24 protein-coding genes and 1 pseudogene are annotated in these 24,917 nt (G+C 66.4%); 14 read left to right on the top strand and 11 right to left on the bottom strand.

Features of this window, described 5'->3' with window-relative positions:
* Positions 1 to 88: 88 nt before the first annotated feature.
* The 4 genes from AC1ME3_RS07720 to AC1ME3_RS07705 form a co-directional block, all read right to left on the bottom strand.
* The gene (locus tag AC1ME3_RS07720; RefSeq protein WP_480955509.1) at positions 89 to 898 is read right to left on the bottom strand and encodes a Coq4 family protein; all 810 of its coding nucleotides are present in this window, start codon (positions 896 to 898) and stop codon (positions 89 to 91) included.
* A 202-nt stretch (positions 899 to 1,100) separates the two neighbouring features.
* Complete coding sequence (locus AC1ME3_RS07715; RefSeq protein ID WP_480955508.1) at positions 1,101 to 1,529, bottom strand: type II toxin-antitoxin system PemK/MazF family toxin; 429 nt, start codon at positions 1,527 to 1,529, stop codon at positions 1,101 to 1,103.
* A gap of 8 nt (positions 1,530 to 1,537) precedes the next feature.
* Entirely contained in the window at positions 1,538 to 2,656 is a 1,119-nt protein-coding gene (dnaN, locus tag AC1ME3_RS07710; protein WP_056017955.1) for a DNA polymerase III subunit beta, read from the bottom strand.
* A 130-nt stretch (positions 2,657 to 2,786) separates the two neighbouring features.
* Positions 2,787 to 3,452 (bottom strand): outer membrane protein, encoded by a 666-nt coding sequence (locus AC1ME3_RS07705; RefSeq protein ID WP_480955507.1) that lies wholly within the window; start codon positions 3,450 to 3,452, stop codon positions 2,787 to 2,789.
* Positions 3,453 to 3,593: 141 nt separating this feature from the next.
* Here AC1ME3_RS07705 and AC1ME3_RS07700 point away from each other — a divergent pair, with 141 nt between their 5' ends.
* The 4 genes from AC1ME3_RS07700 (at position 3,594) to AC1ME3_RS07685 (ending at position 6,928) form a co-directional block, all read left to right on the top strand.
* Positions 3,594 to 4,277, top strand: a complete 684-nt coding sequence (locus AC1ME3_RS07700) for a histidine phosphatase family protein (protein ID WP_480955506.1) — start codon at positions 3,594 to 3,596, stop codon at positions 4,275 to 4,277.
* A complete protein-coding gene (locus tag AC1ME3_RS07695; protein ID WP_480955505.1) occupies positions 4,274 to 4,747 on the top strand; it encodes an invasion associated locus B family protein in 474 nt (157 codons plus the stop codon). Before AC1ME3_RS07700 ends, AC1ME3_RS07695 begins: the two co-directional genes overlap by 4 nt.
* 224 nt (positions 4,748 to 4,971) lie before the next feature.
* Positions 4,972 to 6,177, top strand: a complete 1,206-nt coding sequence (rlmN, locus tag AC1ME3_RS07690) for a dual-specificity RNA methyltransferase RlmN (RefSeq protein ID WP_480955504.1) — start codon at positions 4,972 to 4,974, stop codon at positions 6,175 to 6,177.
* On the top strand, positions 6,170 to 6,928 hold the full coding sequence (locus AC1ME3_RS07685) for a sulfite exporter TauE/SafE family protein (protein ID WP_480955503.1): 759 nt from the start codon (positions 6,170 to 6,172) through the stop codon (positions 6,926 to 6,928). Before rlmN ends, AC1ME3_RS07685 begins: the two co-directional genes overlap by 8 nt.
* Here the strand turns inward: AC1ME3_RS07685 and AC1ME3_RS07680 are convergent.
* Entirely contained in the window at positions 6,919 to 8,463 is a 1,545-nt protein-coding gene (locus tag AC1ME3_RS07680; RefSeq protein WP_480955502.1) for an ABC transporter permease/substrate-binding protein, read from the bottom strand. The two genes, AC1ME3_RS07685 and AC1ME3_RS07680, sit on opposite strands and share 10 nt — an antisense overlap.
* A 10-nt stretch (positions 8,464 to 8,473) precedes the next feature.
* A complete protein-coding gene (locus AC1ME3_RS07675; RefSeq protein WP_480955501.1) occupies positions 8,474 to 9,247 on the bottom strand; it encodes an ATP-binding cassette domain-containing protein in 774 nt (257 codons plus the stop codon).
* Between the two features lie 48 nt (positions 9,248 to 9,295).
* On the opposite strand from AC1ME3_RS07675, the gene AC1ME3_RS07670 reads away from it, so the two are divergent.
* Entirely contained in the window at positions 9,296 to 10,087 is a 792-nt protein-coding gene (locus AC1ME3_RS07670; RefSeq protein WP_480955500.1) for an SDR family oxidoreductase, read from the top strand.
* Between the two features lie 144 nt (positions 10,088 to 10,231).
* Here AC1ME3_RS07670 and AC1ME3_RS07665 read toward each other — a convergent pair whose 3' ends face one another.
* Positions 10,232 to 10,528: a 4a-hydroxytetrahydrobiopterin dehydratase gene (locus AC1ME3_RS07665; RefSeq protein WP_055881974.1), complete on the bottom strand. Its 297-nt coding sequence runs from the start codon at positions 10,526 to 10,528 to the stop codon at positions 10,232 to 10,234.
* 48 nt (positions 10,529 to 10,576) lie between these two features.
* Between AC1ME3_RS07665 and AC1ME3_RS07660 the strand changes: the two genes are divergently transcribed.
* The 7 genes and pseudogenes from AC1ME3_RS07660 to AC1ME3_RS07630 all read left to right on the top strand — a co-directional run bounded on the left by AC1ME3_RS07660 (position 10,577) and on the right by AC1ME3_RS07630 (position 16,047).
* The gene (locus AC1ME3_RS07660) at positions 10,577 to 10,987 is read left to right on the top strand and encodes a metallopeptidase family protein (RefSeq protein WP_480955499.1); all 411 of its coding nucleotides are present in this window, start codon (positions 10,577 to 10,579) and stop codon (positions 10,985 to 10,987) included.
* The gene (ccmA, locus tag AC1ME3_RS07655; protein ID WP_480955498.1) at positions 10,984 to 11,556 is read left to right on the top strand and encodes a heme ABC exporter ATP-binding protein CcmA; all 573 of its coding nucleotides are present in this window, start codon (positions 10,984 to 10,986) and stop codon (positions 11,554 to 11,556) included. The genes AC1ME3_RS07660 and ccmA overlap by 4 nt, the downstream gene beginning before the upstream one ends.
* On the top strand, positions 11,553 to 12,194 hold the full coding sequence (locus tag AC1ME3_RS07650) for a heme exporter protein CcmB (protein WP_480955497.1): 642 nt from the start codon (positions 11,553 to 11,555) through the stop codon (positions 12,192 to 12,194). The genes ccmA and AC1ME3_RS07650 overlap by 4 nt, the downstream gene beginning before the upstream one ends.
* 9 nt (positions 12,195 to 12,203) lie before the next feature.
* Positions 12,204 to 12,914: pseudogene (locus AC1ME3_RS07645) on the top strand (oxidoreductase); the annotation flags it as partial.
* 183 nt (positions 12,915 to 13,097) lie between these two features.
* Positions 13,098 to 14,705 carry a sensor histidine kinase gene (locus AC1ME3_RS07640; protein WP_480955496.1) on the top strand — a complete coding sequence of 536 codons (1,608 nt, stop codon included), beginning with the start codon at positions 13,098 to 13,100 and terminating at the stop codon, positions 14,703 to 14,705.
* Entirely contained in the window at positions 14,702 to 15,286 is a 585-nt protein-coding gene (locus tag AC1ME3_RS07635) for a response regulator transcription factor (protein ID WP_480955495.1), read from the top strand. Before AC1ME3_RS07640 ends, AC1ME3_RS07635 begins: the two co-directional genes overlap by 4 nt.
* A gap of 275 nt (positions 15,287 to 15,561) precedes the next feature.
* Positions 15,562 to 16,047 carry a PilZ domain-containing protein gene (locus AC1ME3_RS07630; RefSeq protein ID WP_480955494.1) on the top strand — a complete coding sequence of 162 codons (486 nt, stop codon included), beginning with the start codon at positions 15,562 to 15,564 and terminating at the stop codon, positions 16,045 to 16,047.
* Positions 16,048 to 16,058: 11 nt separating this feature from the next.
* Here the strand turns inward: AC1ME3_RS07630 and AC1ME3_RS07625 are convergent, their stop codons facing one another.
* A complete protein-coding gene (locus AC1ME3_RS07625; RefSeq protein ID WP_480955789.1) occupies positions 16,059 to 16,682 on the bottom strand; it encodes a TetR/AcrR family transcriptional regulator in 624 nt (207 codons plus the stop codon).
* A 204-nt stretch (positions 16,683 to 16,886) separates the two neighbouring features.
* On the opposite strand from AC1ME3_RS07625, the gene AC1ME3_RS07620 reads away from it, so the two are divergent.
* Together AC1ME3_RS07620 and AC1ME3_RS07615 are read left to right on the top strand one after the other, a co-directional pair.
* Entirely contained in the window at positions 16,887 to 18,212 is a 1,326-nt protein-coding gene (locus AC1ME3_RS07620) for a spinster family MFS transporter (RefSeq protein ID WP_480955493.1), read from the top strand.
* Complete coding sequence (locus tag AC1ME3_RS07615; protein ID WP_480955492.1) at positions 18,209 to 19,843, top strand: carboxylesterase/lipase family protein; 1,635 nt, start codon at positions 18,209 to 18,211, stop codon at positions 19,841 to 19,843. The genes AC1ME3_RS07620 and AC1ME3_RS07615 overlap by 4 nt, the downstream gene beginning before the upstream one ends.
* Positions 19,844 to 19,853: 10 nt before the next feature.
* On the opposite strand, the gene AC1ME3_RS07610 is transcribed toward AC1ME3_RS07615, so the two are convergent.
* The 3 genes from AC1ME3_RS07610 to AC1ME3_RS07600 form a co-directional block, all read right to left on the bottom strand.
* Positions 19,854 to 21,434 carry an AMP-binding protein gene (locus tag AC1ME3_RS07610; RefSeq protein ID WP_480955491.1) on the bottom strand — a complete coding sequence of 527 codons (1,581 nt, stop codon included), beginning with the start codon at positions 21,432 to 21,434 and terminating at the stop codon, positions 19,854 to 19,856.
* Positions 21,435 to 21,439: 5 nt separating this feature from the next.
* Complete coding sequence (locus AC1ME3_RS07605; protein ID WP_480955490.1) at positions 21,440 to 23,683, bottom strand: TonB-dependent receptor; 2,244 nt, start codon at positions 23,681 to 23,683, stop codon at positions 21,440 to 21,442.
* A 278-nt stretch (positions 23,684 to 23,961) separates the two neighbouring features.
* Positions 23,962 to 24,843, bottom strand: a complete 882-nt coding sequence (locus tag AC1ME3_RS07600) for a 3-hydroxyacyl-CoA dehydrogenase NAD-binding domain-containing protein (protein ID WP_480955489.1) — start codon at positions 24,841 to 24,843, stop codon at positions 23,962 to 23,964.
* Positions 24,844 to 24,917 lie beyond the last annotated feature (74 nt).

Genomic DNA, 24,917 nt, shown 5'->3' with positions numbered 1-24,917 from the left:
CTTCGACTTCGCCCAGCACGAACGGGTAAGGGCCCGATCCGATCACATCTGCGCCAGCGACACGCCCCATCCGCTATCGAGCATCGCGTCAGGCGGCTATCCGCTCCGGCACGACTGCGGGTGCGGCCGTCGCGGTCGCCGCCCTCTGCGTGCTGAGATACGATGCGAGCGCCGGTCCGAGTTCGCGCTGCGCCCGCAGATACGCGACCGGCGTGACGATCCCTAGCCGTTCGCGCGCGGCCTCCAGCGGTTCGTGGAGCAGTTCGAGATAATCCTCGCCCGACACCCACTTCGCTTTCCGCCCGTTGCGATAGCCTTCCCAGACCGCCTTCGCGAACAGCTTGCTGCCGGTGACGCGCATGCTCTTCAGCGCCGCCGCGGAGCCGATCAGCGCCCAGCCGAGCCCGCCGACCTGCGCGTAACTGAACGCGACGAGTGCCGCTTCGCCCATGCTTTCATCCGCCTTGTAGCCGGTCAGCACGTGCCAGATATCGTGCGTGTCGCGCACCCGCCGGCCGAACCACGCATAAGGATGCGCCAGATCGTCCTCGGACGGCACGAGACGCGAGACCTCGACCAGCCCGTCGGCGGAATAGCCCGTCGTCTCGAGGAAAGTGCGATACGCCGCCCCGACCGTGCCGGGCGCAAAGCTCGCGACGAACGCGGGGTCGGAGAAACGCTGCGCCAGTTCGACGCGGTCATAGGCGATCCGCCCGCCCTGCTCCGTTGCGATCAATCGCGCGTAATTCATCGGCGCATTGCCGACGTTGAGCGCGCGCATGATCCGGAACACCTGCGTGGTGTCGTCGCCGTTGGCGAGCAATTTCTTGATCGCATCGAACGCCGTACGCCAATCACGACGACCGGTCGTACCGGGGAACGGAGGAAGCTTCGCCATCGAGTCGACTCCTTACTGACATTGCTGTTAGTATCAGGTTTAACGAGGCGTTCAAACGAAAAAGGCCACCCCGCAGGATGGCCTTTCGATCACTACGACTTCACATGCTTGGTATCGCAATATGTGAAGCCGGCTGCCCGTTTCCGGACAGTCTCCAAGCCCGATGCTTTCGCAGAGCGGGAACGCTAAAATAGGTGGGCTGTCAAACCCGGTTTGTCAAGGAATCAAGGCCGAGTCCGAAAAGCATGGCTGTCAGAATATCCTGCAACTGTTCGCTAGATACGCGTCCCGTCAGCCACTTTCGCGCGGCCCCGCCAGATGTTCTCGAGCCTTTGAACCGATCCAGCCGGTCCAGCGACACGGTCGTGATCATATCGCACTTCGCCCACATGGCGATGTTATCGAACGGCGGTGGAAGAGCCTCCGATAACTCGATCCTGCAGTGATAATTCTCGATCATCTGAGGTGCCGTCGTGCTGAGCGGTATGATCGTCGCCAATCGTCCGCGTCGTCGCAACCGTGGGCCGACGATAACCACGGGCCGGGCTTTCCGCATCTCGGGTGAAATCACCACGTCCTCATAGTGCCACATGACGATCTCACCCGGCTCCGGATGATAGAGAAGCCCCATGCTGAGTGTTAAACCCGCATCGGCATCAGCACGTACAGCGCGGGCGACTTATCGTTCTCGCGGATCAGCGTCGGGGCGGCGGCGTCCGCCAGATGTACCTCGACCATGTCGCCGTCGATCTGCGCGAGGATGTCCATCAGATAGCGGCTGTTGAAGCCGATCTCGAACGGGAGCGCGACGTAATCGCCGGGGACCTCCTCCGCGGCGGTGCCGTTTTCGGGCGAGGTCACCGACAGCGTGATCTTGTCGCGGTCGAGCGCCATCTTCACGGCGCGCGTCTTCTCCGTCGCGATCGTGGAGACGCGGTCGACGCCTTCCATGAAGCTTTTCGGATCGATCTTGAGGATCTTGTCGTTGCCGGTCGGGATCACGCGGCTGTAATCGGGGAAGGTGCCGTCGATCAGCTTCGAGGTCAGGATCGCCTGGCCGAGGTCGAAGCGGATCTTGGTGGGCGACAGAGATACGCCGACCGAACCGTCGACCTCGTCGAGCAGTTTGCGCAGCTCGCCGATGCATTTGCGCGGCACGATCACGTCGGGCATCGATTCGGCACCCTCGGGGCGCGGCAGCGTGACGCGCGCGAGGCGGTGGCCGTCGGTCGCCGCGGCCTTCAGCACCGGGTTCGAGCTGTCGCCGTCCGCGACGTGCAGGAAGATGCCGTTGAGATAATAGCGCGTCTCTTCGGTCGAGATCGCGAAGCGCGTCTTGTCGATGATCTGCTTGAGCGTCTCGGCGGGCAGCTCGAACTGGGTCGGCAGTTCGCCTTCCGCGATCACCGGGAAATCGTCGCGCGGCAGCGTGCCGAGCGAGAAGCGGGCGCGGCCTGCGACGATGCTCATCCGGCCTTCCGACGCGGCGAGCTGGACTTGAGACCCCTCGGGGAGCTTGCGCGCGATGTCGAACAGCGTGTGCGCGGACACCGTGGTCGCGCCGGGCTGGTCGACGGCGGCTGCGATCGATTCGTTGATCTGGAGATCAAGGTCGGTCGCCATCAGCTTGAGCGTGCCCTCGGCAGTCGCCTCGATCAGCACGTTCGACAGGATGGGGATGGTGTTGCGCCGCTCCACCACGGACTGGACATGGCTCAGCCCCTTGAGGAGCGTTGCGCGTTCGATCGTCGCCTTCATGAAAATCCCCCATGCCGCCGCGGTCGGACTCGATACCGGGGGCAACTCCAAACCTACCTACCCAACAACAAAGGGCCGGGGCAAGCACCCCGACCCTTCGTTTATTCAGGTAAATTCAGGGTTAACCGGATCAGAAGCGGAAGCCGTAGCTCGCCACGACCTGATGGCGGTCGGTATCGACGTCGAAGCGGCTGCTGGTGCCGCCGGTCGCATAGTCGATGTTGCCGCGCTCATAGTTCGAATAGCGGTATTCGAGCTTGGCATAGCTGTTCGGTCCCATCGCGTGCTCGGCACCCGCACCGACGCGCCAGCCGCCGAGCTTGAAGTTGGTGTCGGTGGTCTGGCTGGTGCTGCCAGCGAGCACGCTCAGCTTCGAGTTGGTGTAGCCGCCCTTGACGTACAGCATCGTCGTCGGTGCGACGACATAGCCCGCGCGCGCGCCGACGTAGATGTCGCGGCCCTGCTTGACGCGGCCATAGCCGAAGTCGCTGGTGTAGTCGTTGCGGTTGCTCTTCGCGGTCGAGCCGGTCAGTTCGGCTTCGGCGCCGAGCACGATGTTGTCCGACGTCGCGATATCGTAGCCGATGCCGCCGCCGTACAGCAGGCCGTCGATCTTCTGGTCGTCGCGCCCGTTGTTGTTGGACACGCTGCTGCCGGCGCCGGTGTGGTCGTAGCCGAGCGTGGCCTCGACGCGGGGGCCGGTGAAGGTCGGGTTGGTCTGCGCGAGGGCGGGTGCTGCCCCGAAACTGATGGCGGCGGTGGTGGCGAGCAGCGAGACGGCGATGAGCGTACGCATTGGGGTTACTCCTTTACTGAACCGGCGCCCCATTACGCGGGGCGGACCGCTCCAATGGACCAACCGTGCGGGCGTTGCATGAACCCCAGATAAACGCGGAAATCCGTTGCTTTTGCGCCACAGGGGGTTGAAACGCGGGCCATGATTCCAAGCCAACGGCAGGGTGAAGGTGACGCCCGATCAACCGATATTCCAGCCCTTCGCAAGGGTCGCGATTTCGTCGCGCGGCACGGCGAAACCGTGTTCAACGCGGCGCATCGATTGCAGGGGGATGCGGCGCATACGCCGTTGACGCGGGCGGGGTTCGCGCAGGCGGACGAGCTTGGGCGGGCGTTGCGTGAGGTGCTTGGGATGAAGCCGGCGCTGACGCTGTGGTCCTCCCCGACCGGCCGCGCGTTGCAGACGTTGGCGGTGATCTGCGAGCACCTGGAACTGGACTGGCATGACGCGCGGACCGATCCGCGGCTGGTCGAGATCGACATGGGATCGTGGGGCGGGCGCTACTACGCGGACGTCGTCGACGAGGTCGGGCCGGTGATGCTGCCGGGTGGGACGCTGAAGCCTGCACCTGATGGCGAGACCTATGGAGAGATCGCGGCACGAGTCGGCGGGTGGCTGGCCGATACGGCGGAGGATCCGGGCGATCGGCTGGTGATCATGCACGGGATTTCGAGTCGGGTGATGCTCGGCGTGATGACCGGGGCGGCGGTCGATCCGTTGCTGGGCGCGCCGGTTGCGAGGGGGTTGCCGCAGGGGTCGGTTACGCTGGTCGAGAATGGCCGGGCGACGGTGCCGCATCTGGGTACGGGGTTCGCTCCGGCGTGAAATTCGCATTCCTGCTGGCGTTGGCGATCGCTGCTCCGGCGGCGGCGCGGGACACGATCGGCATCTACAAGGGGTGGGGTGCGTTTCGCGATGCCAGCCCGGCACGGTGCTACGCGATTGCGCGGCCGGTGATGGCGGGGGGGCGTTCGTCCGGGTTCGCCAGCGTTGCGACGTGGCCGAAGCGGGGTTTACGCGCGTCCTTGTATGTGCGGCTCAGTCGCGAGAGGGATCGGTCGGCGGGGGTGACGCTTACGGTCGGCGAGCGGCGATTCGCGCTGGTGGCGAACGGCTTGGATGCGTGGGCTGGCGATGCGCCGAGCGATCGCGCGATCGTGGCGGCGATGCGGTCGGGGCGAAGCATGAGCGTGGAGGCGGTCGGTGTCGGGGGGCGGCCGTTCGTCGATGTGTATGCGCTGTCGGGGGCGGCGACGGCGATCGATGCGGCTGTGTTGGCGTGTAGCGGGGGGTGACGTTTTGTGGAGCGTATCCCAATCCGATGGCACCACCCCGGCGGAGGCCGGGGCCCAGTTGGAGAGGTGGTCATAACTACGGGCTGAGCGTCACCATCTTCGTCCCCCAACTGGGCCCCGGCCTTCGCCGGGGTGGTGCCTGTCTCCTGAGAGACGGCTGAGCGATTCCGCCCTCGTCCAGCAGCCAGTAGAAAAATCACGAAAATTCCGCTACGGGCTCGCGCATGCAGACCGCCGCGAACCTCATGCCTATTCCCGGGCACATCGATCCCGTGCCCGTTCCCCGCAGCTTCGTGCCGCGCAGCGATGGGCGGATCGACCTGCTCGGGCTGTCGCTCGCCGATCTGCGGATGGCGCTGGAGACGTCGCAGCTCGAGGAGAAGCAGGCCAAGCTGCGCGCCAAGCAGCTGTGGCACTGGATTTACAATCGCGGCGCGACCGAGTTCTCGGCGATGACCGATATCTCGAAGACGATGCACCCGTGGCTGGAGCAGCGCTTCGTGATCAGCCGGCCCAACGTGGTCGAGGCGCAGGTGTCGACCGACGGCACGCGGAAGTGGTTGCTGCGGTCGGATGACGCGCAGGATTACGAGATGGTGTTCATCCCCGACGCGGATCGCGGCACGCTGTGCGTGTCGAGTCAGGTCGGCTGCACGCTCAACTGCACGTTCTGCCACACCGGTACGATGCGGTTGGTGCGCAACCTGACGCCCGCCGAGATCGTCGGCCAGGTGATGCTCGCGCGCGACTCGTTGGGCGAATGGCCGAGCCAGCCGGAGGGGCGGATGCTCACCAACATCGTGATGATGGGGATGGGCGAGCCGCTCTATAATTTCGAGAATGTCCGCGATGCGCTGAAGCTGGTGATGGACGGCGCTGGCCTCGCGCTCAGCCGGCGGCGGATCACTCTGTCGACGTCGGGCGTGGTGCCGATGATGGCGCGTGCGGGGGCGGAGATCGGCGTGAACCTGGCGGTATCGCTGCATGCGGTGACGAAGGAAGTGCGCGACGAGATCGTGCCGCTGAACCGCAAATACGGCATCGAAGAGCTGCTTCAGGCGTGCGCGGACTATCCGGGCACCAACAACGCGCGGCGGATCACGTTCGAATACGTGATGCTGAAGGACAAGAACGACTCCGACGACGATGCGCGCGAGTTGGTGCGGTTGCTGCGGAAGTACGAGTTGCCGGCAAAGGTGAACCTCATTCCGTTCAATCCGTGGCCGGGGGCGCAATACGAGTGCTCGACGCCGGAGCGGATCAAGTCGTTCTCCAGCATCGTGTTCAGCGCGGGGATCTCGGCACCGGTGCGGACGCCGCGCGGTCGCGATATCGATGCGGCGTGTGGGCAGCTGAAAACCGCGTCGGAGAAGAAGAGCCGCGCGCAGATCGATCGCGAGGCCGCCGCCGAGTCCGACGCTTTTGCTTGAGTGGACTGCGGTCGCGCTGGCGGCAGGGGCTGGGGTTCTCGGCGGGGCGATGAACGCGCTGGCGGGCGGTGGCAGCTTCGCGACGATGCCGACGCTGATCGGGCTCGGCGTGCCCTCGACCTTCGCCAACGCGACCAGCAACGTCTCGCTCCAGCCGGGTGCGATGGCGAGTGCATGGGCGTATCGCCACGGACTCCAGCCGATCTCTGGCGTCAGCATGAAGACGATGGCGGGGATTACGTTCGTCGGCGGGCTGGTCGGCAGCCTGTTGCTGGTGGCGACGTCGGCGCGTGCGTTCGACCTGATCGTGCCGTGGCTGCTGCTGTTCGCAACGCTGGCTATCGCGTTCGGCACGCGCGCGTCGCTGTGGCTCCGGTCGCGGGTCGAGATCGGGCCGAAGTCGCTGGTCGCGGTGCAGGCGTTGCTGGGGGTGTATGGCGGGTATTTCGGCGGCGGCGTCGGGCTGATGCTGACCGCCGCCTGGGGGCTGCTGTCGGGCGCGACGCCCGCGACGCTCGCGCCGCCGCGGACGCTGATGCTGGCGGTCGCCAACCTCGCCGCGACGATCATCTTCATCGTGACCGGGATGGTGGTGTGGGCGCTATGCGTGCCGATGCTGATCGGCGGGATCGTCGGCGGGCATTTCGGGGCTAAGCTGGGGTTGCTGCTGTCGCCGCAGGTGATCCGCGTGTGGACGCTGCTGGTGACGATCGCGACGACGATCGTGTTCTTCTACCGCGCCTATTCCTGAAGCCCGGTCTTGGTGGCGAGCCATTTCGCCGCGGCCTCGGGCGTCTCCTTGTCGGTATCGCGATCGACCCGATAGTTCGCGGCGCGCATCGCCTCGACCGGGATGCGTCCGACCATCGGCTTCAGCGCAGCGAGGAACTTGGCGTCCCCTGCCCGCTTCGGCGCGACCATCAGGATCGCGTCGTAGCCTGGGATCGCACGCCGCGGGTCGGTCAGCACGGTAAGCCCGTCCGCAGCGATCCGGCCATCCGACGAGAAGGCGGAGATGACGTCGACATTGCCGCTCTCCAGCGCGCGGTACATGAAGGTCGGGCTGTACGGCGTGGTCTTGGCGAAGCGGAGCGGATAGGCGCGCTTCACCGCGGCCCATTCGGGACGTTCGAGGAATTCGAGATCGCTGCCGAGCGTCATGCCGGGCGCGGCCTTCGCCAGATCGTCGAGGCTGGCGATGCGCTTGGCCTTCGCCGCGTCGCCCTTCATCGCGAAGGCATAGGCATTCTCGAACCCTAGCGAGCCGATCAGGCCGACATGATGCTCGCGCCTCGCCCAGTCGCCGATCGCGGCGACCATCGCCGGGCGTTCGGGGACGTCGTTGCGCTTCATCTCGTTCGCCCAGATCGTCCCGGCGTAATCGACATAGACGTCGATATCGCCTCCGGAGAGCGCGCCGAACACCACCGCCGAGCCGAGGCCATCGCGATATTCGACGGTATAGCCCGCATGTTCGAGCCGGTCGCCGATCAGCCGCGCGAGGATGTATTGTTCGGCGAAGTTCTTTGCGCCGACCACCACGGTGCGGTCTGCGCCACCCTTCGGCCACAGCGGGGCGGTCGCCGCCGCGGTTCCCACGACCAGCACCACCGCGCTCGCGATCCACAGCCAGCGGCGGCGCGCGCGGATGCCATATTCGATCGCGCCGATCAGCGCGTCGACCGCCAGCGCGAGTGCGGCCGCCGACACGCAACCGGCGAGCACCAGCGCCCAGTTCTGCGTCTGGAGTCCCGCAAAGATCATGTCGCCGAGGCTCGGTTGGCCGACCGTCGTCGACAAGGTCGCCGCCCCGATCGTCCAGACCGCCGCGGTGCGGATGCCGGCGATCAGTACGGGCGCGACCAAAGGTGCCTCGACCAGCCGCAGTTTCTGCGCGGGCGTCATGCCGACCGCGTCCGCCGCCTGGATCACCGCGGGATCGATGCCGTGCAGCCCCGCCACCGCATTCCGCAGGATCGGGAGCAGCGCATACAGCGTCAGCGCGATCAGCGACGGGAGGAAGCCGAGCGCGGGAATGCCGCCGCCGACCAGCGCGGAGAGGCTGAGCAGCAGCGGGTAGAATAGCGCGAGCAATGCAAGGCTCGGGATCGTCTGGACGAGGCTCGCGAAACCGAGCGACACGCGCGCCACGGTCGCGTTGCGCGCGGACCATATGCCAAGCGGCAGGCTGATCGCGATGCCGAGCAGCAGCGCCGCCGCGGAGAGCAGGACGTGGTTGGCGAGCAGCGGCGGCACGCGGCCGAGCGCATCGAGGAACGCGCTCATGCGACCCCCCTCATGCGACCAGCGCCTGAAGGCGTTCGGCCTGCGCACGCGGCACCTGCACCAGCGCCTGCGCGTCGTCGCCACCCTTGCCGGCAACGAGGTCGGCGGGCGTGGCATCGGCGACGATCCGCCCCGCCTTCATCACCAGCACGCGGTCGGCGAGCAACAGCGCCTCCGCCATGTCGTGCGTGACGAGGATGGTGGTCAGCCCGAGCCGGTCATGGAGCTCGCGGATCCGCGTGCCGAGCGCATCGCGCGTGACCGGGTCGAGCGCGCCGAACGCCTCGTCGAGCAGCAGCAGTTTTGCGCCAGGTGCGAGCGCGCGGGCGATGCCGACACGCTGGCGCTGGCCGCCCGAGAGCGCGTCGGGCATCCGGCCGGCGATGTCGCGGGGCAGGTCGACGAGGTCGAGCAGTTCGCCGACCTTCGCCTCGTCCGTGCGGCCGGCGATGCGCAGGCCGATCGCGATGTTCTCGGCGATCGTCATGTGCGGGAACAAGCCGATGTTCTGGAAGACGTAGCCGATCCGGCGGCGCAGTTCGGGCGCGGGCTCGGCGGCGACGTCGGCACCGTCGATCGTCACGCGGCCTTCGCTCGGCTCGACCAGGCGGTTGAGCGTCTTCAGCAGCGTCGACTTGCCCGAACCGGACGTGCCGACGAGTGCGACGAAACTGCCGCGTGCGATCTCCAGCGAGACTGCATCGACGGCGATCGTCGTGCCCCCAGCGCCTGGGTATCTCTTGGTGACGCGTTCGAAAGCGAGCGCTGGGGAATTGTCTGGCATCTGCGCGCAGGATGCGGGAAACATACCGGAAAATCAAATGGAGAGGGTATGAGCCAGCAGGGCATTTTCATCACCGGCGGCGGATCGGGGATCGGCCGCGCGACCGCGATACTGTTCGCGCGGAAAGGCTGGCGGGTTGGGCTCGCCGACGTCAACGTCGCAGGGCTTGCCGAGACCGCCGCGATGCTGCCCGCGGGCATGGTCAGCACGTATCAGATGGACGTGCGCGACCGCGATGCGTGGGTGGCGTCGCTCGACGCGTTCGTCGCGACCACCGGCGGGCGGCTCGACGTGCTGTTCAACAATGCCGGGATCGGATCGGGCGGACCGCTCGCGGAGACCGATTTCGCCGAGATCGACCGGGTGATCGCGATCAACCTGGTCGGCGCGCTGAACGGGGCGCGGATCGGCCATGCGTATCTTAAGCGGACGCCGGGATCGTGCCTGCTCAACACCGCGTCGGCGTCGGCGATCTATGGATCGGCGGGGCTCGCGCCCTATTCCGCGACCAAGTTCGGCGTGCGCGCGATCACCGAGGCGCTCGACGGCGAATGGGCGGCGGACGGCATCAAGGTGCGCTCGATCGTACCGAGCTTCATCGACACGCCGCTGCTCGATTCCGCGGCGGGGAACACGAACCACTCGATCCGCGAGACGGTGACGGGGGCGGGGCTGGAACTGACCGGGGTGGACAAGGTCGCGGAGGCTGCTTGGGAGGCAGTGCACGGCGACAAGGTGCACACGTTCGTGGGGAAGACCGCGCACCGGATGGCGTTCGCCGCGCGGTGGATGCCGGGTGCGCTGCGCAAGCGGATGCGGCGGGATATGCGGAAGGGCTGAACCCGCTTTAATCCTCCCCCGCCAGGGGGAGGTGGCTGGCACTTGCCAGACGGAGGGGGCGGTACGCGATGACCGAGGTTCCGTGTCCTCCCCCTCCGTCACCTTCGGTGCCACCTCCCCCTGGCGGGGGAGGATCGTTTTACCTCAGGCGTCGCCGACGATCGCGTCGATCGCTTCGGCCATCTCGATATCGCGCGGTGACAGCCCGCCTGCGTCATGCGTCGTCAGCAGGATTTCCACGCGGTTCCAGACGTTCTTCCATTCCGGATGGTGGTTCGCGCGTTCGGCGATCAGCGCGACCTGCGTCATGAAGCCGAACGCCTCGACGAAATCGGCGAACACGATCGTCCGCGTGATCGCGTCGCGCGCATCGTCGTAATCCCACTCGTCGAGCCCATCGAGCGCCTCGGCCCGCTCGGTATCGTTCAGCGCTTCGATCATCGGGCTCTCCCTTGCCGCAACAGTTCGCCGACGCGTATGGCTGGCGGCATGAGCGGGCAAGCGACAATATCCGGGGAAGCCCCCGACGCCGACACGATCGAGGCGATCTGTCGCGCGACGATCGCCAGGCTGCCCGCGCAGTTCGCCGAGCATCTTGGCGACATCGTGTTCGCGGTCGAGGAGTTTGCCGACGAGGAGACGCTGGCGGCGCTGGGCCTCGAACACCCGCTCGACCTGTCGGGGCTGTACCACGGCCGTCCGCTCGGCGAGAAATCGTCGATGGACGTCGCGCCGATGCCCGATCGCATCGTGCTGTACCGCCGTGCGATCCTGGAGGAATGGATCGAGACCGGGGTGCGCCTCGACGATCTCGTCGCGCATGTGACGATCCACGAGATCGGCCATCATTTCGGCCTCAGCGACGACGACATGCACGCGCTGGAAGACTCCGCCGCATGAGTCTCGCGTTTCGCGACGTCGCGTGCGTACGGGGCGGAAGATTGCTGTTCTCAAGCGTGTCGTTCGACCTCGGGCCGGGCGATGCGGCGATCGTCACCGGTCCCAATGGCATCGGCAAATCGAGCCTGATCCGTATCGCCGCCGGCCTGCTCGCGCCATTCGAAGGCGCCGTGACGTGTGACGCGGACAAGGCGTTGCTGACCGAGGCAAGCGCGCTCGACTCGGACCGCACGCTGATCGCGGCGCTTCGTTTCTGGGCCGCGTTGGACAATGCGCCCGCCCCCGATACCCGGATCGCCCACGCCCTGTCCGCACTCGATCTCGATGCGCTCGCGGACATTCCGGTCCGCCTGCTGTCGACCGGGCAACGCCGCCGCGCGGCGATCGCCCGCGTTGCCACTAGCGGAGCACCGGTCTGGCTGCTCGACGAACCCGCCAACGGGCTCGACACGGTGTCGATCGCTCGACTGGAAACGCTGATTGCCGAGCACCGCGTCACCGGGGGTATCGCACTGGTCGCAACGCATCTGTCGCTGGCGCTTCCCCACGCGCAGGAGATTGCGTTGTGATCGCGCTGATCCGTCGCGATCTGCGGCGCAGCGTGTCGAGTGGCGGCGCGACGCTGGTGGTCGCGTTCTTCCTGCTGGTGGCGACACTGTTCCCGTTCGCGATCGGCCCCGACGCGGCGTTGCTCGCGCGGATCGGCGGCGGGGTGATCTGGACCGCGGCATTGCTTGCGGCCTTGTTGCCGGTCGAGCGCCTCGTCGGTCCCGATCTGGAGGCGGGCGTATTCGACCAGTTCGTCGTCCGCAGGATGTCGCTTGCGCTGGTCGCCTTGGCGAAGACGATCGCGCACTGGCTGAGCTTCGGCCCCCCGCTGATGCTCGCCGCGGTGATCGCCGCCGGCCTGCTCAACCTGTCGGCCGACACGCTGCTCCGCGTCGAGATCGGCCTGCTGATCGGCACGCCCGGCCTCGCCGCACTCGCGGTTGCGACGAGCGCGCTGGTCGCGGGCGTTCGCGGCGGCGGGGCGGTGACGGGTCTCGTCATGCTGCCGCTCGCGGTGCCGTTGCTGATCTTCGGAGCGGGATCGCTAGACCCGGCCGGCGGCGCGGGCGCGGTGAAACTGCTCGCCGCGGTCAGCCTCGTGCTCGTCGCGGGCGCACCGTTCCTGGCAGCCGCAGCGATCCGCGCGGGCATGGACTGAGGGGTGAGCATGACGGACGAGCAAGCCGGCCCCATACGCGTCGGGCTGATCGGCTACGGGTTTTCGGGCAAGACCTTCCATGCCCCGTTGATAACGTCGGTCGCGGGGCTCGAGCTTTGCGCGGTCTCGTCGCGCGATGCCGGCAAGGTGCAGGCGGACTTTCTGGGGATGGTGGTCCACGCCGATCCGCACGCGCTGATCGCGGCCGAGGACATTGACCTGGTCGTGATCGCGACGCCGAACGAGACGCACGCACCGCTTGCGAGGGCAGCGATCGCCGCGGGGAAGCATGTCGTGATCGACAAGCCGTTCACGCTAGACCTCGACGAGGCACGCGGGCTTGTCGGACTGGCGGAAGATCGGGGGGTACTGCTGTCCGTCTTCCACAACCGGCGCTGGGATAGCGATTTCCTCACCGTGCGCGCCGCGATCGACGCAGGTGTCGTCGGCGACGTCACGCATTTCGAATCGCACTTCGATAGGTTCAGGCCGGACGTCCGCGACCGCTGGCGCGAGCGGTCGGGGCCGGGCAGCGGTGTCTGGTACGATCTCGGTCCGCATCTCGTCGATCAGGCATTGCTCCTGTTCGGCCTGCCGGACCGGGTGCAGGCCTCGATCGCGACGCAGCGGCCGGGCGCGATGACGGACGATTGGGCGCACGTCGTCCTGTCCTATGGCGAGCGCCGCGTGATCCTCCAGGCGAGTATGCTGGTGGCGGGCCGCTGGAGCGCAGCGCGTCGGCCAAGATCGCTGCCCTGACGCTGAGCCTCAGGGCCTCGTTCGGCGATCCGCCCTATTGGGACTTACCGCCGAACGATCGCGGCGTGCCACCTTCGGCCTAGGATCGCATTCCGGGATACGCCCGGATAGGCTGCGGCGTTTCGATCTGGCAGAGAGGCCGTAATGACGACGCTCGCCAAGCCCTTCGTAGAGCCCCGTACCCCCTCCCGCGCCACCGCCGTCCTGCCGACGATCGCCGACCTGCCCTGGCTGGTCGGGTATGCGCTCGCGTTCCTGGCGGCGCATCATATCGCCGCCGAATGGGGCGGGCGCGGTTTCTATTCGCTGCTGTATCCTGCGGCCGGCTTCCGCATTGCGCTGCTGTGGCGGCGCGGGCCGCGATTGACCCTTGCGATCATCGTGACCGAAATCCTCGTGCAGATTGGCACCGGCGTGATCGATCCGCGGTCGGCGGGATGGCTGACCGCGCTGATCGGCGTGATCCGTCCGCCGCTGGTCTATGGCCTGATCGTGCTGCTGGTCCGGACGATGGCGGATCGTGCACAGACGAGCATGAGCGTTGCGCCGATGCCGCTTGGCCTCGCCTCGGTCGGCGCGCCCGCCGCCGCGGCGTTGACCGCGCTGCCCTGGTCGTTGCTACGCCCCGATCTCACCGGCGTGTCCGGACTGCGCGAGACGGTGACGTCGCTGACCGGGTTCGTCGTCGGCGACCTGCTCGGCGTCCTGCTGCTGGCGCCGCCCCTGCTCTGGGTGGCGGACCTTGCGACGGGCGGCACATTGCGGCCCGGACGCCCGAGCATGGCGTCGGTCGCGGAGGCCGTGGTGATCCTGGTCGCGTCGTTCGCGATCGAGATCCTGCTCGCGCGGATCGGCCTGGGCACGCCGCATACCCCCGTCCTGCTCGCGGTCGCGTGGATCGGGCTGCGGTTCGGGCGGCTGGCGAGCTGGCTGGCGATCGTCGTCGTCGCGGCGATGGTCCTGCCGCAAACCGCGATGCCGATGGACATGGGCGGGCGCCTCGCGCTGCACATGAGCCTCGCCTCGATCATGGTCGTCGGGTATCTGGCGGGCAGTTTCGCGGATGCGCAGGCCAAGGTGCGGGTCGATCTCGAACGCCGCGATCGCCTGTTGTTCCAGGCCGAACGGCTGAAGACGTTGCGGGCGATGTCGGTGGCGGTCATCCACGAGATCAGCCAGCCGCTTTCGACGCTGGCGATCGAGGCTAAGCATCTGCACGAGCTGACCGTCTCGGCCGATGTCGAGATCGCGACAGCTGCTGCGCTGATCGACCGCAAGGCCGCCGCGTTATCGACGCTGGTCCGCCGACTCCGGCGGTTCGGCGGGCGGACGGTCGACGTGCCGACGCCCCTGCCGCTCGCGACGTTGATCGACACCGTCGCGGCGCTGGCCCGGCCCGAGGCGAAATCGCAGGGTGTCACGCTGTCGATCGACGCCGTCGCGCCCGACCTCGTCATCCTCGCGCAGGAAGTCGAATTGGCGCAGGCAATCGTCAACCTGGTGCGCAACGCGGTCCACGCCTGCGGCGACGGCAACGTGACGCTCGGCGTGACCCGCACGAACCGAGGCGTCGAGCTGGTGGTCGTGAACGGATCGCGACCCGCCCGCCCCGAGCAGTCCGGCATGGGCGTCGGCATCCTCGTCGCCCGCGCGATCGTCGAGGCGCATGGTGGCACCCTGTCGCGCATCACCGATACGGCGGGGCAAACGTGCGCGACCATCGCCCTTCCGCTTGTTGGAGAGCCCGCATGACTGATACCGCGTGTGGCATGGTGTATGTCGTCGATGACGACCAGGACCTCGGCGCTGCGGTCGCACGGCTGCTTCGCCGTCACGGGCATGTCGCGGAACCGTTCCTGGATCCCGCCCCGTTGCTGAAAGTGTACGAGCGCGCGCCAGCGCACTGCATCGTCACCGACGTGATGATGGGCGAGATCGACGGGTTCGACTTTGCCGACCGCGTCCGCCTGCTCGACCCCGCGGTCGCGATCATCTTCATGACCGCATGGCCGACGACCGCCAACGCGGTTGATTCGGTGCGTCGCTATGGCGGCCTCGACTATCTCGAAAAGCCGATCGACGAGGACCGGTTGCTCGCCGCCATCGCCGAGGGGGTCGCCTGGTCCAAAGTGCAACGCTCGGCACTCGCTCGGACCGCGGGGCTGACGCCGCGGCAGCGCCAGGTGTTCGACCTGCTCGTGAAGGGCCACAACAACCAGGCGATTGCCGCCGCGCTCGACATTAGCCCAAAGACGGTGGAGGATCACCGTGCCGCGATCGTCGCGAAGACGGGGACCAGCGGCATCGCCCAACTGATCGCGCTCGCACGGTAATCCGCAAGGTCAGTCGAACACGCGCGGCGACTGCGTTGCGCGTCTGGGGGACCGGTACATACCGCCCGACGACATTGATGCGGTGCGTCGGAAGTGGGTGACGGATGTGGAAATGCTGGGACCGTTGATCGGTCGACGCGCGCTGACCCGTCTCGATGCGCCATCCTTGGCGCTGTCGGCGATGCATGACGCGTCTCGGTATATTTCCCGGATGGGGTGCGCTTCGACACCGGGATACGCATTCTGGACGATGATCCAACCAGATCGGATGAGAATTGCGCGTTTTGAAGGAACTCTCGGTTCCCTGTCGCATGAATGTCGGCGGCAAATGGTCGAACGGATGCATTCATGACGTGTCCGACAAGGGCCTGCTTGTATCGAGCAGCGAACCGCCGATCCTTGGGACCTATGTCGATATTCGCCGCGGGACTCTTGTCATCATTGGTCGTGTGGTGTGGAACGGCGGCAGCCGCTTCGGCGTGCGGACGCAGGATCCGATCAGCCTCGCAACATTGCTGAGCGAGCCGATCCTGGATCGCCAACCGAAGACGCTCGATAGACGAAGTGTTGTACGCGCAGATGCCACGCAGCGAGGTGTTCAGCGATCCGCCAAGTTCAAGCACCGCTCGTCGGCATTCGAATTCATCTGCATTGCGACGCTCGGCGCAGGTCTCGCAGGCTTCGCTGCCGTATCCAGTTACCATGCCTTGTCAGCGCCATTTACCACTGCTGTCGTCGTGCTCGATGGCGCAGCACACTGATAAACGTGCCGCTATTTTTCCGGCGCACTGCAGATCGAGCGGAAGCCGGCGGCCATGAAATTAGCCATGACCTCCTTCACCGCGGGGAAGTCGTCCGAATGGCATAGACCGCCGGACAGCTTGTCGATCCGCCCGGTGCGCGCAAGCGTAAGCATCAGCGCGCCGGTGACGAAGTGATAGCCCCAGAAGATGCGGTCCTCGGGGCAATCGGGCAGCGCGCGCTTGAGCAGTTCGATTAGGCGCAAGACGACCGGATCGAAATGCCGGTCCATCAGATCCGCGCCCCATTCGGGCGTGTTCGCGACCTGCGCGCCGAGCTTGGCGTAATTTTTCCAGCCCTCCCCGCCTTTGATATAGGTGTCTAGGTCGGTGTCCAGAAATGCGTGGAGCGCGCCCTCGACGGTCGGCGCGTCGCCCGCCGCGCGTTCATAGTCGTCCAGCGCCGTCATCCGGCGTTCGCTGGTCACGCCGGCACGCCGCGCGAAGACCGCGTCGAACAGCGCCTTCTTGTCGCTGAAATAGTAGTTCAGCAGCGTGTGATGGACGCCAACCTGCTTGGCGACGTCCTTCAGCGTGACGCCGTGCAGCCCATGCTTCGAGAACAATTCCTCCGCGGCGTCGAAGATCTGTTCCATCGTCTCGGCACGCTGATCGGCCTTGCGCGAGCGGCGAGCGGGTTTTTCGGTTTGCGTCACGTCCCGATCACTCCCGCCTAATGCCGCATGCGTCAAGCACCGCGCGCGCGCACCCGCGTGTTCACAAGCAAGAGAGTGTGCATTGACAGTCGCCAAGCCGTCCAGCATTCTCAGCGCATAATCCACGCCAAGTGGGAGAGGTTGATGGCGGTCCTGAGCAGCGTTGCGACGTCGGAGTCGCAGCCGGTAATACCCATGGCGCAACGCCCCGCCACCAAACGTCCCCGGCGCCCCGGCATCGTGCTGGCGATGCTGACCTTCGTGTACGTGCTGAACTTCCTCGACCGACAGCTGCTGGGCATCCTCGCCAAGCCGATCCAAGATTCGCTGCATATCACCGATGGCCAACTCGGGTTGATCGGTGGACTGTATTTCGCGCTGTTCTATTGCTTAATCGCGATCCCGGTCAGCTGGCTGGCCGACCGTACGAGCAAGGTCGGCATCCTGACGCTCGCCTGCGCGATCTGGAGCGCGGCGACGATCGCGTGCGGCATGGCGCGTACGTATCCGCAACTGGTGGCCGGCCGGATGCTGGTCGGGTTCGGCGAAGCGGGCGGCGTCCCGCCCTCCTATGCGCTGATCACGGATACCTTCGCACCGGGCAAGCGCGGCGTGGCGTTCGGCATCTACAATCTGGGCCCACCGATCGGTGCGGCGCTCGGAATCGCACTCGGCGCGTCGATCGCGGCGGCCTATGACTGGCGCGACGCGTTCATCACGATCGGCATCGTCGGCATCGTCGCCGCCATCGCCCTGCCGTTCATAATCCGCGAGCCGGCGCGGGACGGCGCGACCGACGGCGATGCAGTTACGCGCGACCGTGCGCCGTTCTGGGGCACGGTAAAGGCGTTCTTCGCAAACCCGGTGATGACGCTGGCCGCGTTCGGCAGCGGCGCAACGCAGTTCGTCACCTATGGCCTTGGCAATTTCGCGGTACTGTTCCTGATCCGGGAGAAGGGCATGACGCTGCCCGAGATCGCGATCTGGTACGCCGTCGCGATCGTGGTCGGAATGGGCGGCGGGATGATCGCGTCGGGGCGGATCATCGACCGCTTCACCCGCGGATCGCGCCGCGTCTTCGCGATCGCGCCGGCAGTGTCCCTGGCGGTGTCGATGCCGTTCTACCTGGCGTTCGTCTGGGCACCGACCTGGCCGCTGGCGCTCGCCCTGCTGACGATCGTGATGTTCTTCAACTATTTCTACCTCTCCTGCTCGGTGACGCTGGTGCAGGAGGAAGCTGCGCCCAACCAGCGCGTGCTGGCGGGTGCGTTGCTGCTGCTGGTGATGAACTTCATCGGCCTCGGCCTCGGACCGACCTGGGTCGGTGCCGCCAGCGACTGGTTCGCCGCACATGGCGCGACCAATCCGCTGCAGCTGTCGCTTTACACGCTCACCCCATTCTACGCAGTCGCGATCGGCCTGTTCCTCTGGCTCGCGCGCACGCTGTCCCGTCAGGAGTCCCGCATATGAAGGCGTATCACGGTCTGGTTTCGCTCCTGCTCGCAAGCGCTACGCCCGTCTTTGCAGCAGACAGAGCGCCCGTCGTCGATGCGCCTGCAGGCCGCGTGTCGGGCACGGCCGCAGGCGACGTCCGCGTCTTCAAGGGCATTCCCTACGCGGCCGCGCCGATCGGCAAACTGCGATGGCGTGCGCCCGTCGCGCTGCCGCGCTGGTCGGGCGAGCGTGCGGCGATCGACTTCGGACCGGCATGCGTGCAGCCCCAGGGTGGCACCACGACGATCTATTCAGGTCCGCCGATGCCCGTCAGCGAAGACTGCCTGTCGCTCAACGTCTGGACGCCCGCCAACGCGAAGAATGCGCCGGTGATGGTGTGGATCCACGGCGGTGCACTCGTCACCGGATCGAGCCGCGAGCCGACCTATGACGGCCGGAAGTTCGCCGAACGCGGGGTGATCGTCGTGTCGATCAACTACCGGCTGGGGGTGCTCGGCTGGCTCGCCCATCCGTGGCTGAGCCGTGAATCCGCGCAGCGTGTATCGGGCAATTACGGCCTGCTCGACCAGATCGCGGCGCTGAAATGGGTACGCGACAACATCGGTGCGTTCGGCGGCAATGCCCGCAATGTGACGATCGCGGGCGAGTCCGCCGGCGGCCTGAGCACGCTGTACCTGATGACGTCGCCCGCTGCCCACGGCCTGTTCGCCAAGGCAATCGCGGAAAGTTCGTACATGATCTCTATGCCCGAGCTGCGCAAAAGCGTGTTCGGTGCGCCGTCAGGCGAAGGCGGCGGGGAAATGCTGACCGGGGCGTTGCAGATGCCGGACGTCGAGAGTCTCCGCGCGATGGATGCGCAGACGCTGACGGACACCTCCGCCAAGCTTGGCTTCGCACCGTTCGGCGTCGTCGATGGCGCGGTGTTGCCGCAGCAGATGGTCGACGCGTTCGACCAGGGCAAGCAAGCGGCGGTGCCGGTGCTCGCGGGCTTCAACCAGGGCGAGATCCGCTCGCTGAAGATGCTTGCGCCCAAGCCGCCGCAGACCGCCGAGGCCTATGAGCGTACGATCCGCGATCGGTACGGCGACCTGTCCGATGCGTTCCTGCGGCTCTATCCCGCCAGCAGCTATCAGGAGAGCATTCTCGCGACGACGCGCGACGCGCTATATGGATGGACCGCGGAACGGGTGGTGCGGAAGCAAGCGGCGCTGGGCGTCCCGGCGTATCTCTATCTTTTCGATCACGGCTATCCCGCTGCCGACCAGGCCGATCTTCATGCCTTTCATGCGAGCGAATTGCCGTTCGTATTCGGTAATTTCGACGGCACGCCGCCGCGCTGGCCGAAGGTGCCGGATACCGAGGATGAACGAGCATTGTCGGAGGCGATGATCGATTACTGGGCGAGCTTCGTTCGCGACGGCAAGCCCGTCGCGCGCAACGCAACGCCGTGGCCCTCCTATACCGCGAACCAAAGCTATATGCATTTCGGCGCAACACCGGTGGTGCAGCAGACGCTGATGCCGGGGATGTTCGCGCTGAACGAAAGCGTGATGTGCCGGCGACGTGCGACCGGCAGGATCGGGTGGAACTGGAACGTCGGCCTCGTCGCGCCGAAGCTGCCGCCGCCGGTCGCGACCTGCGACTAGCGGCGCGCCGTCAGACCTGTTCCGCGACGATCAGTCCCTGCTCATAGTCGGTGCGGAGTCGGGTCTTGTCGATCTTGCCGGTCGACGCGAGCGGCATCGTGCCGACCATTGCGACGCGGTCGGGAATCCACCAGTCGGCGACTTTCCCACGCAGCAGGTCCAGCAACATGCGGGCGTCGTCGCTCGGTTCGCCCTCGACGACGAGCAACGGACGCTCGCCCCAGCGCGGATCGGGTCGCGCGATCACCGCGACGTGCCGTACGGAGGCATGCGCGCCGATGATGGCCTCGATCTCGGCGGGATTGATCCACTCGCCGCCCGACTTGATCAGGTCCTTCGCGCGGCCGCAGATGGTGAGGTTGCCCGCCGCGTCGATGGTCGCGAGATCGCCCGTGTCGAAATAGCCCTCGTCGTCGAGCGCCTCCGTATCGGCGTCGAAATATCGGTCGAGGACGCTCGCCCCCCTCACCTTCAGATGCCCCTGCACGCCGCGCTGTTCGGGAAGGCTAACGCCGTTCGCATCGGTCAGCTTCAGGTCCAGCCCGAGCGGTGGCGGGCCTGCGGACCCGGACGGTCCCAGCGCGGCGGTGGCCGGCGATATCGTCCCGATCGGCGAAAGCTCCGTCATGCCCCAGCTCGTCTGCACCCGCGCGCCGAGCCGCGTCTGGAGACGATCGAGCAAGGCATCCGGACAGTTCGACCCGCCGATGATTACGCGTTCCAGCGATGGCAGGTCCTCACCCGTGCGATCGAGATGATCGACCAGCCCAAGCCATACGGTCTGCACGCCGACCGCCACCGTCACGCCCCCGGCACGAATGATCTGCGCCAGGCTCGCGCCGTCGAGATGCCGACCAGGGAGGACCATCTTCGTTCCCGCCGCGGGCGCCGCGAACGGCAGCCCCCAGCCATTGGCATGAAACATCGGTACCGCGAGCAGCAGCACGTCGCGCGCCGTCAGTCCCACGACATCGGCTTGGAGCGCCCGCAGCGTGTGCAGATAGTTGGAGCGGTGCGTGTAGAGGACACCCTTCGGCCGCCCCGTGGTGCCCGACGTGTAGCAAAGCCCCGCAGGCGCGTTTTCGTCGAACTCGCCCCAGTTTACAGGCGCGCCATGCGCCGCGACCAAGGCTTGCTTGGACCATGTTGCGCCGGTCGTTGGCTCTGCCTCGTCACCGTCCAGTTCGATGACGTGCCTGACGCCGGGACAGTGCGGGCGAACCTGCGCGACGAGCGGCATCATGTCGGTCGCGACCGCCAGGATACGGTCGTCCGCCTCGTTGATCATCGCCGCCAACTGCGCCGGAGTCAGTCGCGGGTTGAGCGTGTGGCAGACGCAGCCGATTCCCATCACGCCGTAATAGACTTCGAGATGATCCCGCGTGTTCCAGGCCAGCGTGCCGATCCGGTCGCCCGGCTGAACGCCGAGCGCGACCAGCGCGCCCGACAATCGGTTGGCCCGCTCGCGCAAGTCCGCATAGCCGAAGCGTGCGACCGGAACGCCCTTCTCCGCCCAGACCACTTCGTGATCGCCGAACCACTTGGCCGCGTGGTCGAGGAATTTGTCTACCGTCAGTCCGTAGCTCTGCATGGTCGTCAGAACGCCTTCAGCAGCTTCAGGCCATATTGCCGCGGCGATCCCGCAAAATAGAGCCCGCTGTTCAACGCCGCGGGATAATGCTGGTCGGTAAGATTGGTCGCGTAGGCCGTGAGCGTGACGGTGCCACGATTGTAGGCGAGCTGTGCGTTGACGATATTGCGCGCCTCCAGCCGATCGCCGAGCGCGCGATTCTGGAACAGCGTCGCCCATTGCGGCGCGATGTGCCCGTAATTGGCACGCGGCGTCAGCGTCGAGCCGCCGCCCAGCGCGATCTCGTAACTGGCGCCGACATTGAACGTGAAGTTCGGCGCATAGCTCTGGTCGACGCCCTTCAGGTTGCGACACGATACGCTGGCGGGCCCGGTGTTCACGTGGCAGGCGGCGACCGCCAGGATGCGCGGATCGGTCGCGAAGAACTGACCGAGTTCGCTGCGCAACACGTTCATGCCGACGTCGAACGTCAGATTGCCGAACTTAACGTCGGCCTCGGCCTCGATCCCGTAGATCTTGGTCTTGCCGGGCACGTTCACCTGGAGCCCGAACACCGGGATGGTCGGGTTGCCGATCGTAACCTGGAAAGCCTCATAGTCGTTGTAGAAGGCGCTGACGCTGGTCCGGATACGACGGTCGAGGAAGTTCGCCTTCCAGCCGGCTTCGTAGGATGTGACCTGCTCGGCACCGAACGGCGCAGGGTTGCCCAGGCCGACAGGTACGTTGAGCCCACCCGGCTTGAACCCGGTCGCGACGAAACCGTAGAGATACTGGTCGCGGCTGACCTCCCACCCGAGCGAGGCCTTGTACGAGAAATCGTTCGAGCTGGTCGTCTGCTCGGCGAGGATCGGCGTGCCATATTGCAGCACGTCGATGTCGTTGCGGCTGCGGCTGGTCGTGTAGCGGCCGCCGACCTCGAGCTTCAGCTTGGGCGTGATCGCAAAGCCGAGCTGCCCGAAAGCGGCCAGCGAGCGGTTCGGGTTGATACCCTGCAACCGATATTCGGTCAGCGGATTGCCGAGCGGCGCGCCGATCACGAACTGATAGGGCGATTTGAAATCGTATTTGTTCCAGACGCCGAACGCACCGAGCAGGTACGAGACGCGCGCCGTATCTGGCGAGATCAGCGTCAGTTCCTGCGAATATTGGCGCTCGTCGACGCTGTCGAAGAACGTCCGGTTCGCGGTCGCGGTGCCGTCCAGGTCGGAGCGGTATTTGGTGTTGCCGCTCGCATAGGCACTGACCGAGCGCAGCTGGATCCCGTTGTCGAACTCGTAGTTGATGCGCAGGATCGAACGGTAGAACTTGTCGCGCGCCTCCTGCGGGGCGTTCGCGGTGATGTCGAACAGGTCGCGGTAATTGGGGTTCGGCGTCGTGCTGCCGACCGGCAGGTACCGGAACTGGTTGGTGAACGGGCTGGCGGGATAGGCCCCCATGTCGAGATAATCGACGTCGGTCTTCGACAGGATCGACAGCCGCGACGTCGGCTTCCACAACAGGCTGAAGCGGCCGGCAAGCTGGCGGACGTCGCCGTTGTTACCTGTGTATTTCGATCCACCCGGCCCGGTGATATCGTAGAAGCCGTCGCGCCGCTGGCCATAGACCGCGAACCGCGCGGCCAACGTGTCGCTCACCGGGATGTTCACCGCGCCCTGTACGCCGACGTCGGAGTAGTTGCCGACGTTCGCGTTGATATAGCCGCGATAGCCGCCGCCGATGATCGGGTCGTTGCTGTTGACGAACACCGCGCCGCCCGTCGCGTTCTGGCCGACGATCGTGCCTTGCGGACCGCGCAGCACCTGGATGTTCGCGACGTCGTAATAGGGTTCCTGCGCGAAATAGCCGGGGAACGTCGGTGCGCCGTCACGGTAGGTGATGACGCCGGTCGCGGTCTGCGTATTGTGCTCGCCCTTGCCGATGCCGCGGACGTTGAAGTCGATGCCCTGGCCGAAATTGTTCACCACCACGCTCGGTGTGGCGAACTGGAGCGCATCGACGCTCGATACGCCCTTGTTCGCCAGATCGGTGCCCGACAGGACGGAGCCGGACAGCGGCGTGGTCTGCAGATTTTCGTTGCGGCGGCGCGCGGTGACGATGATGTCGCCCTGCTGCGGCGCGGGGCTTTCCGCTTGCTCGGTCGACGCGCCGGGATCGGCCGGGACCGACTGGGCGACGGCCTGACCCGTCGCGAGGCCGGTCGATAGCAAAGCCAACGCGGACACACCGAGCCAGCACGAACGAAGCCGCATAATCCCCTCCGATGTTCACCAGCGTTCTTCGACGCCACTGACCGTTTGGTGCATCAAACCATCGATCGATGCAAGATTAATTCTCTCCAGAGTGAATAATGCAGGAGGGTGAGGCGGTAGCGGGCGCCGGTACGTGGTTTGGCGCGATGCCGACCAAACATGCGATCCGCGCGACATGCTTGCAGGGCTTGCGTTCGAAAGTTTTCGATGCCGCCGCCCCGCCCGCGAGACGCACCACGCTGGACACGGCATAGCCGGCCCGACGTGGCACGCGTAGGCTACCGCGTCGGCACGGGCTCGGCGCCCGAATAATCGTAGAAACCCCGCTTGGTCTTGCGCCCGAACCATCCGGCCTCGACATACTTCACCAGCACCGGTGCCGGCCGGAACTTCGGATCGCCTGTCCCCTCGAACAAGACGCGCGTGATCTCCAGGCACGTGTCGAGCCCGATGAAGTCGGCGAGCGTCAGCGGCCCCATCGGATGGTTCAGCCCGAGCTGGCACGCGAGGTCGATGTCGCGGACGCTTGCCACGCCCTCGCCGAGCGCGAAGCACGCCTCGTTGATCATCGGCATCAGCACGCGGTTGACGATGAAGCCCGGCGCGTCGTTTGCATGCACGACCTGCTTGCCAAGCCTTTCCGCGAAAGCCTCGACCGCCGCCACCGTCGCGTCCGACGTCGCTAGGCCGCGGATCAGTTCGATCGGGCGCATCACGGGCACGGGATTGAAGAAGTGCACGCCCATGAACCGCGCCGCGTCGGGCGCCGCCTGCGCCAACCGCGTGATCGGGATCGACGACGTGTTCGACGCTAGGATCGCATCCGGCCCCAGCACCTTGCCGACCTCGGCGAAGATCGCGCGCTTTACCGCCTCGCGCTCGGTCGCCGCCTCGACCACGATCGCACAGTCGCCCATGTCGGCCACACTCGCGACCGGCTCGATCAGCGCCAGTGCCGCGTCGCGCGCGTCGCCTGCGATCTTCTCCTTCTCGACCAGCCGCGCGAGCGCCTTTGCTATCCCCGCCTTGCCCTTGGCCGCCTGCTCCAGCGACACGTCCGCCAGCAGCACGCGGTACCCCGCCTGGGCCGACACCTGCGCGATACCCGCCCCCATCTGTCCGGCACCGATCACGCCGATCGCCTGTTCCGTCACGCTCATGTCTCTCTCCTCGATCTTTGCCTCGTCCCTAGCTACTTTTCCCCGCACCGCCAGAGCACCAGACTGCAGCGAGG

It is taken from the genome of Sphingomonas sp. BL2, from assembly GCF_056680015.1.
This window is presented reverse-complemented; position numbering and strand designations above follow the sequence as displayed.

Bases quoted from the DNA above. Each gene is read 5' to 3' on its own strand.
- AC1ME3_RS07720 (WP_480955509.1), bottom strand. From the start codon at position 898: ATGGCGAAGCTTCCTCCGTTCCCCGGTACGACCGGTCGTCGTGATTGG.
- AC1ME3_RS07715 (WP_480955508.1), bottom strand. From the start codon at position 1,529: ATGGGGCTTCTCTATCATCCGGAGCCGGGTGAGATCGTCATGTGGCAC.
- dnaN (WP_056017955.1), bottom strand. From the start codon at position 2,656: ATGAAGGCGACGATCGAACGCGCAACGCTCCTCAAGGGGCTGAGCCAT.
- AC1ME3_RS07705 (WP_480955507.1), bottom strand. From the start codon at position 3,452: ATGCGTACGCTCATCGCCGTCTCGCTGCTCGCCACCACCGCCGCCATC.
- AC1ME3_RS07700 (WP_480955506.1), top strand. From the start codon at position 3,594: ATGATTCCAAGCCAACGGCAGGGTGAAGGTGACGCCCGATCAACCGAT.
- rlmN (WP_480955504.1), top strand. From the start codon at position 4,972: ATGCAGACCGCCGCGAACCTCATGCCTATTCCCGGGCACATCGATCCC.
- AC1ME3_RS07680 (WP_480955502.1), bottom strand. From the start codon at position 8,463: ATGAGCGCGTTCCTCGATGCGCTCGGCCGCGTGCCGCCGCTGCTCGCC.
- AC1ME3_RS07675 (WP_480955501.1), bottom strand. From the start codon at position 9,247: ATGCCAGACAATTCCCCAGCGCTCGCTTTCGAACGCGTCACCAAGAGA.
- AC1ME3_RS07670 (WP_480955500.1), top strand. From the start codon at position 9,296: ATGAGCCAGCAGGGCATTTTCATCACCGGCGGCGGATCGGGGATCGGC.
- AC1ME3_RS07665 (WP_055881974.1), bottom strand. From the start codon at position 10,528: ATGATCGAAGCGCTGAACGATACCGAGCGGGCCGAGGCGCTCGATGGG.
- AC1ME3_RS07660 (WP_480955499.1), top strand. From the start codon at position 10,577: ATGAGCGGGCAAGCGACAATATCCGGGGAAGCCCCCGACGCCGACACG.
- ccmA (WP_480955498.1), top strand. From the start codon at position 10,984: ATGAGTCTCGCGTTTCGCGACGTCGCGTGCGTACGGGGCGGAAGATTG.
- AC1ME3_RS07640 (WP_480955496.1), top strand. From the start codon at position 13,098: ATGACGACGCTCGCCAAGCCCTTCGTAGAGCCCCGTACCCCCTCCCGC.
- AC1ME3_RS07635 (WP_480955495.1), top strand. From the start codon at position 14,702: ATGACTGATACCGCGTGTGGCATGGTGTATGTCGTCGATGACGACCAG.
- AC1ME3_RS07625 (WP_480955789.1), bottom strand. From the start codon at position 16,682: ATGGAACAGATCTTCGACGCCGCGGAGGAATTGTTCTCGAAGCATGGG.
- AC1ME3_RS07620 (WP_480955493.1), top strand. From the start codon at position 16,887: ATGGCGGTCCTGAGCAGCGTTGCGACGTCGGAGTCGCAGCCGGTAATA.
- AC1ME3_RS07615 (WP_480955492.1), top strand. From the start codon at position 18,209: ATGAAGGCGTATCACGGTCTGGTTTCGCTCCTGCTCGCAAGCGCTACG.
- AC1ME3_RS07610 (WP_480955491.1), bottom strand. From the start codon at position 21,434: ATGCAGAGCTACGGACTGACGGTAGACAAATTCCTCGACCACGCGGCC.
- AC1ME3_RS07605 (WP_480955490.1), bottom strand. From the start codon at position 23,683: ATGCGGCTTCGTTCGTGCTGGCTCGGTGTGTCCGCGTTGGCTTTGCTA.
- AC1ME3_RS07600 (WP_480955489.1), bottom strand. From the start codon at position 24,843: ATGAGCGTGACGGAACAGGCGATCGGCGTGATCGGTGCCGGACAGATG.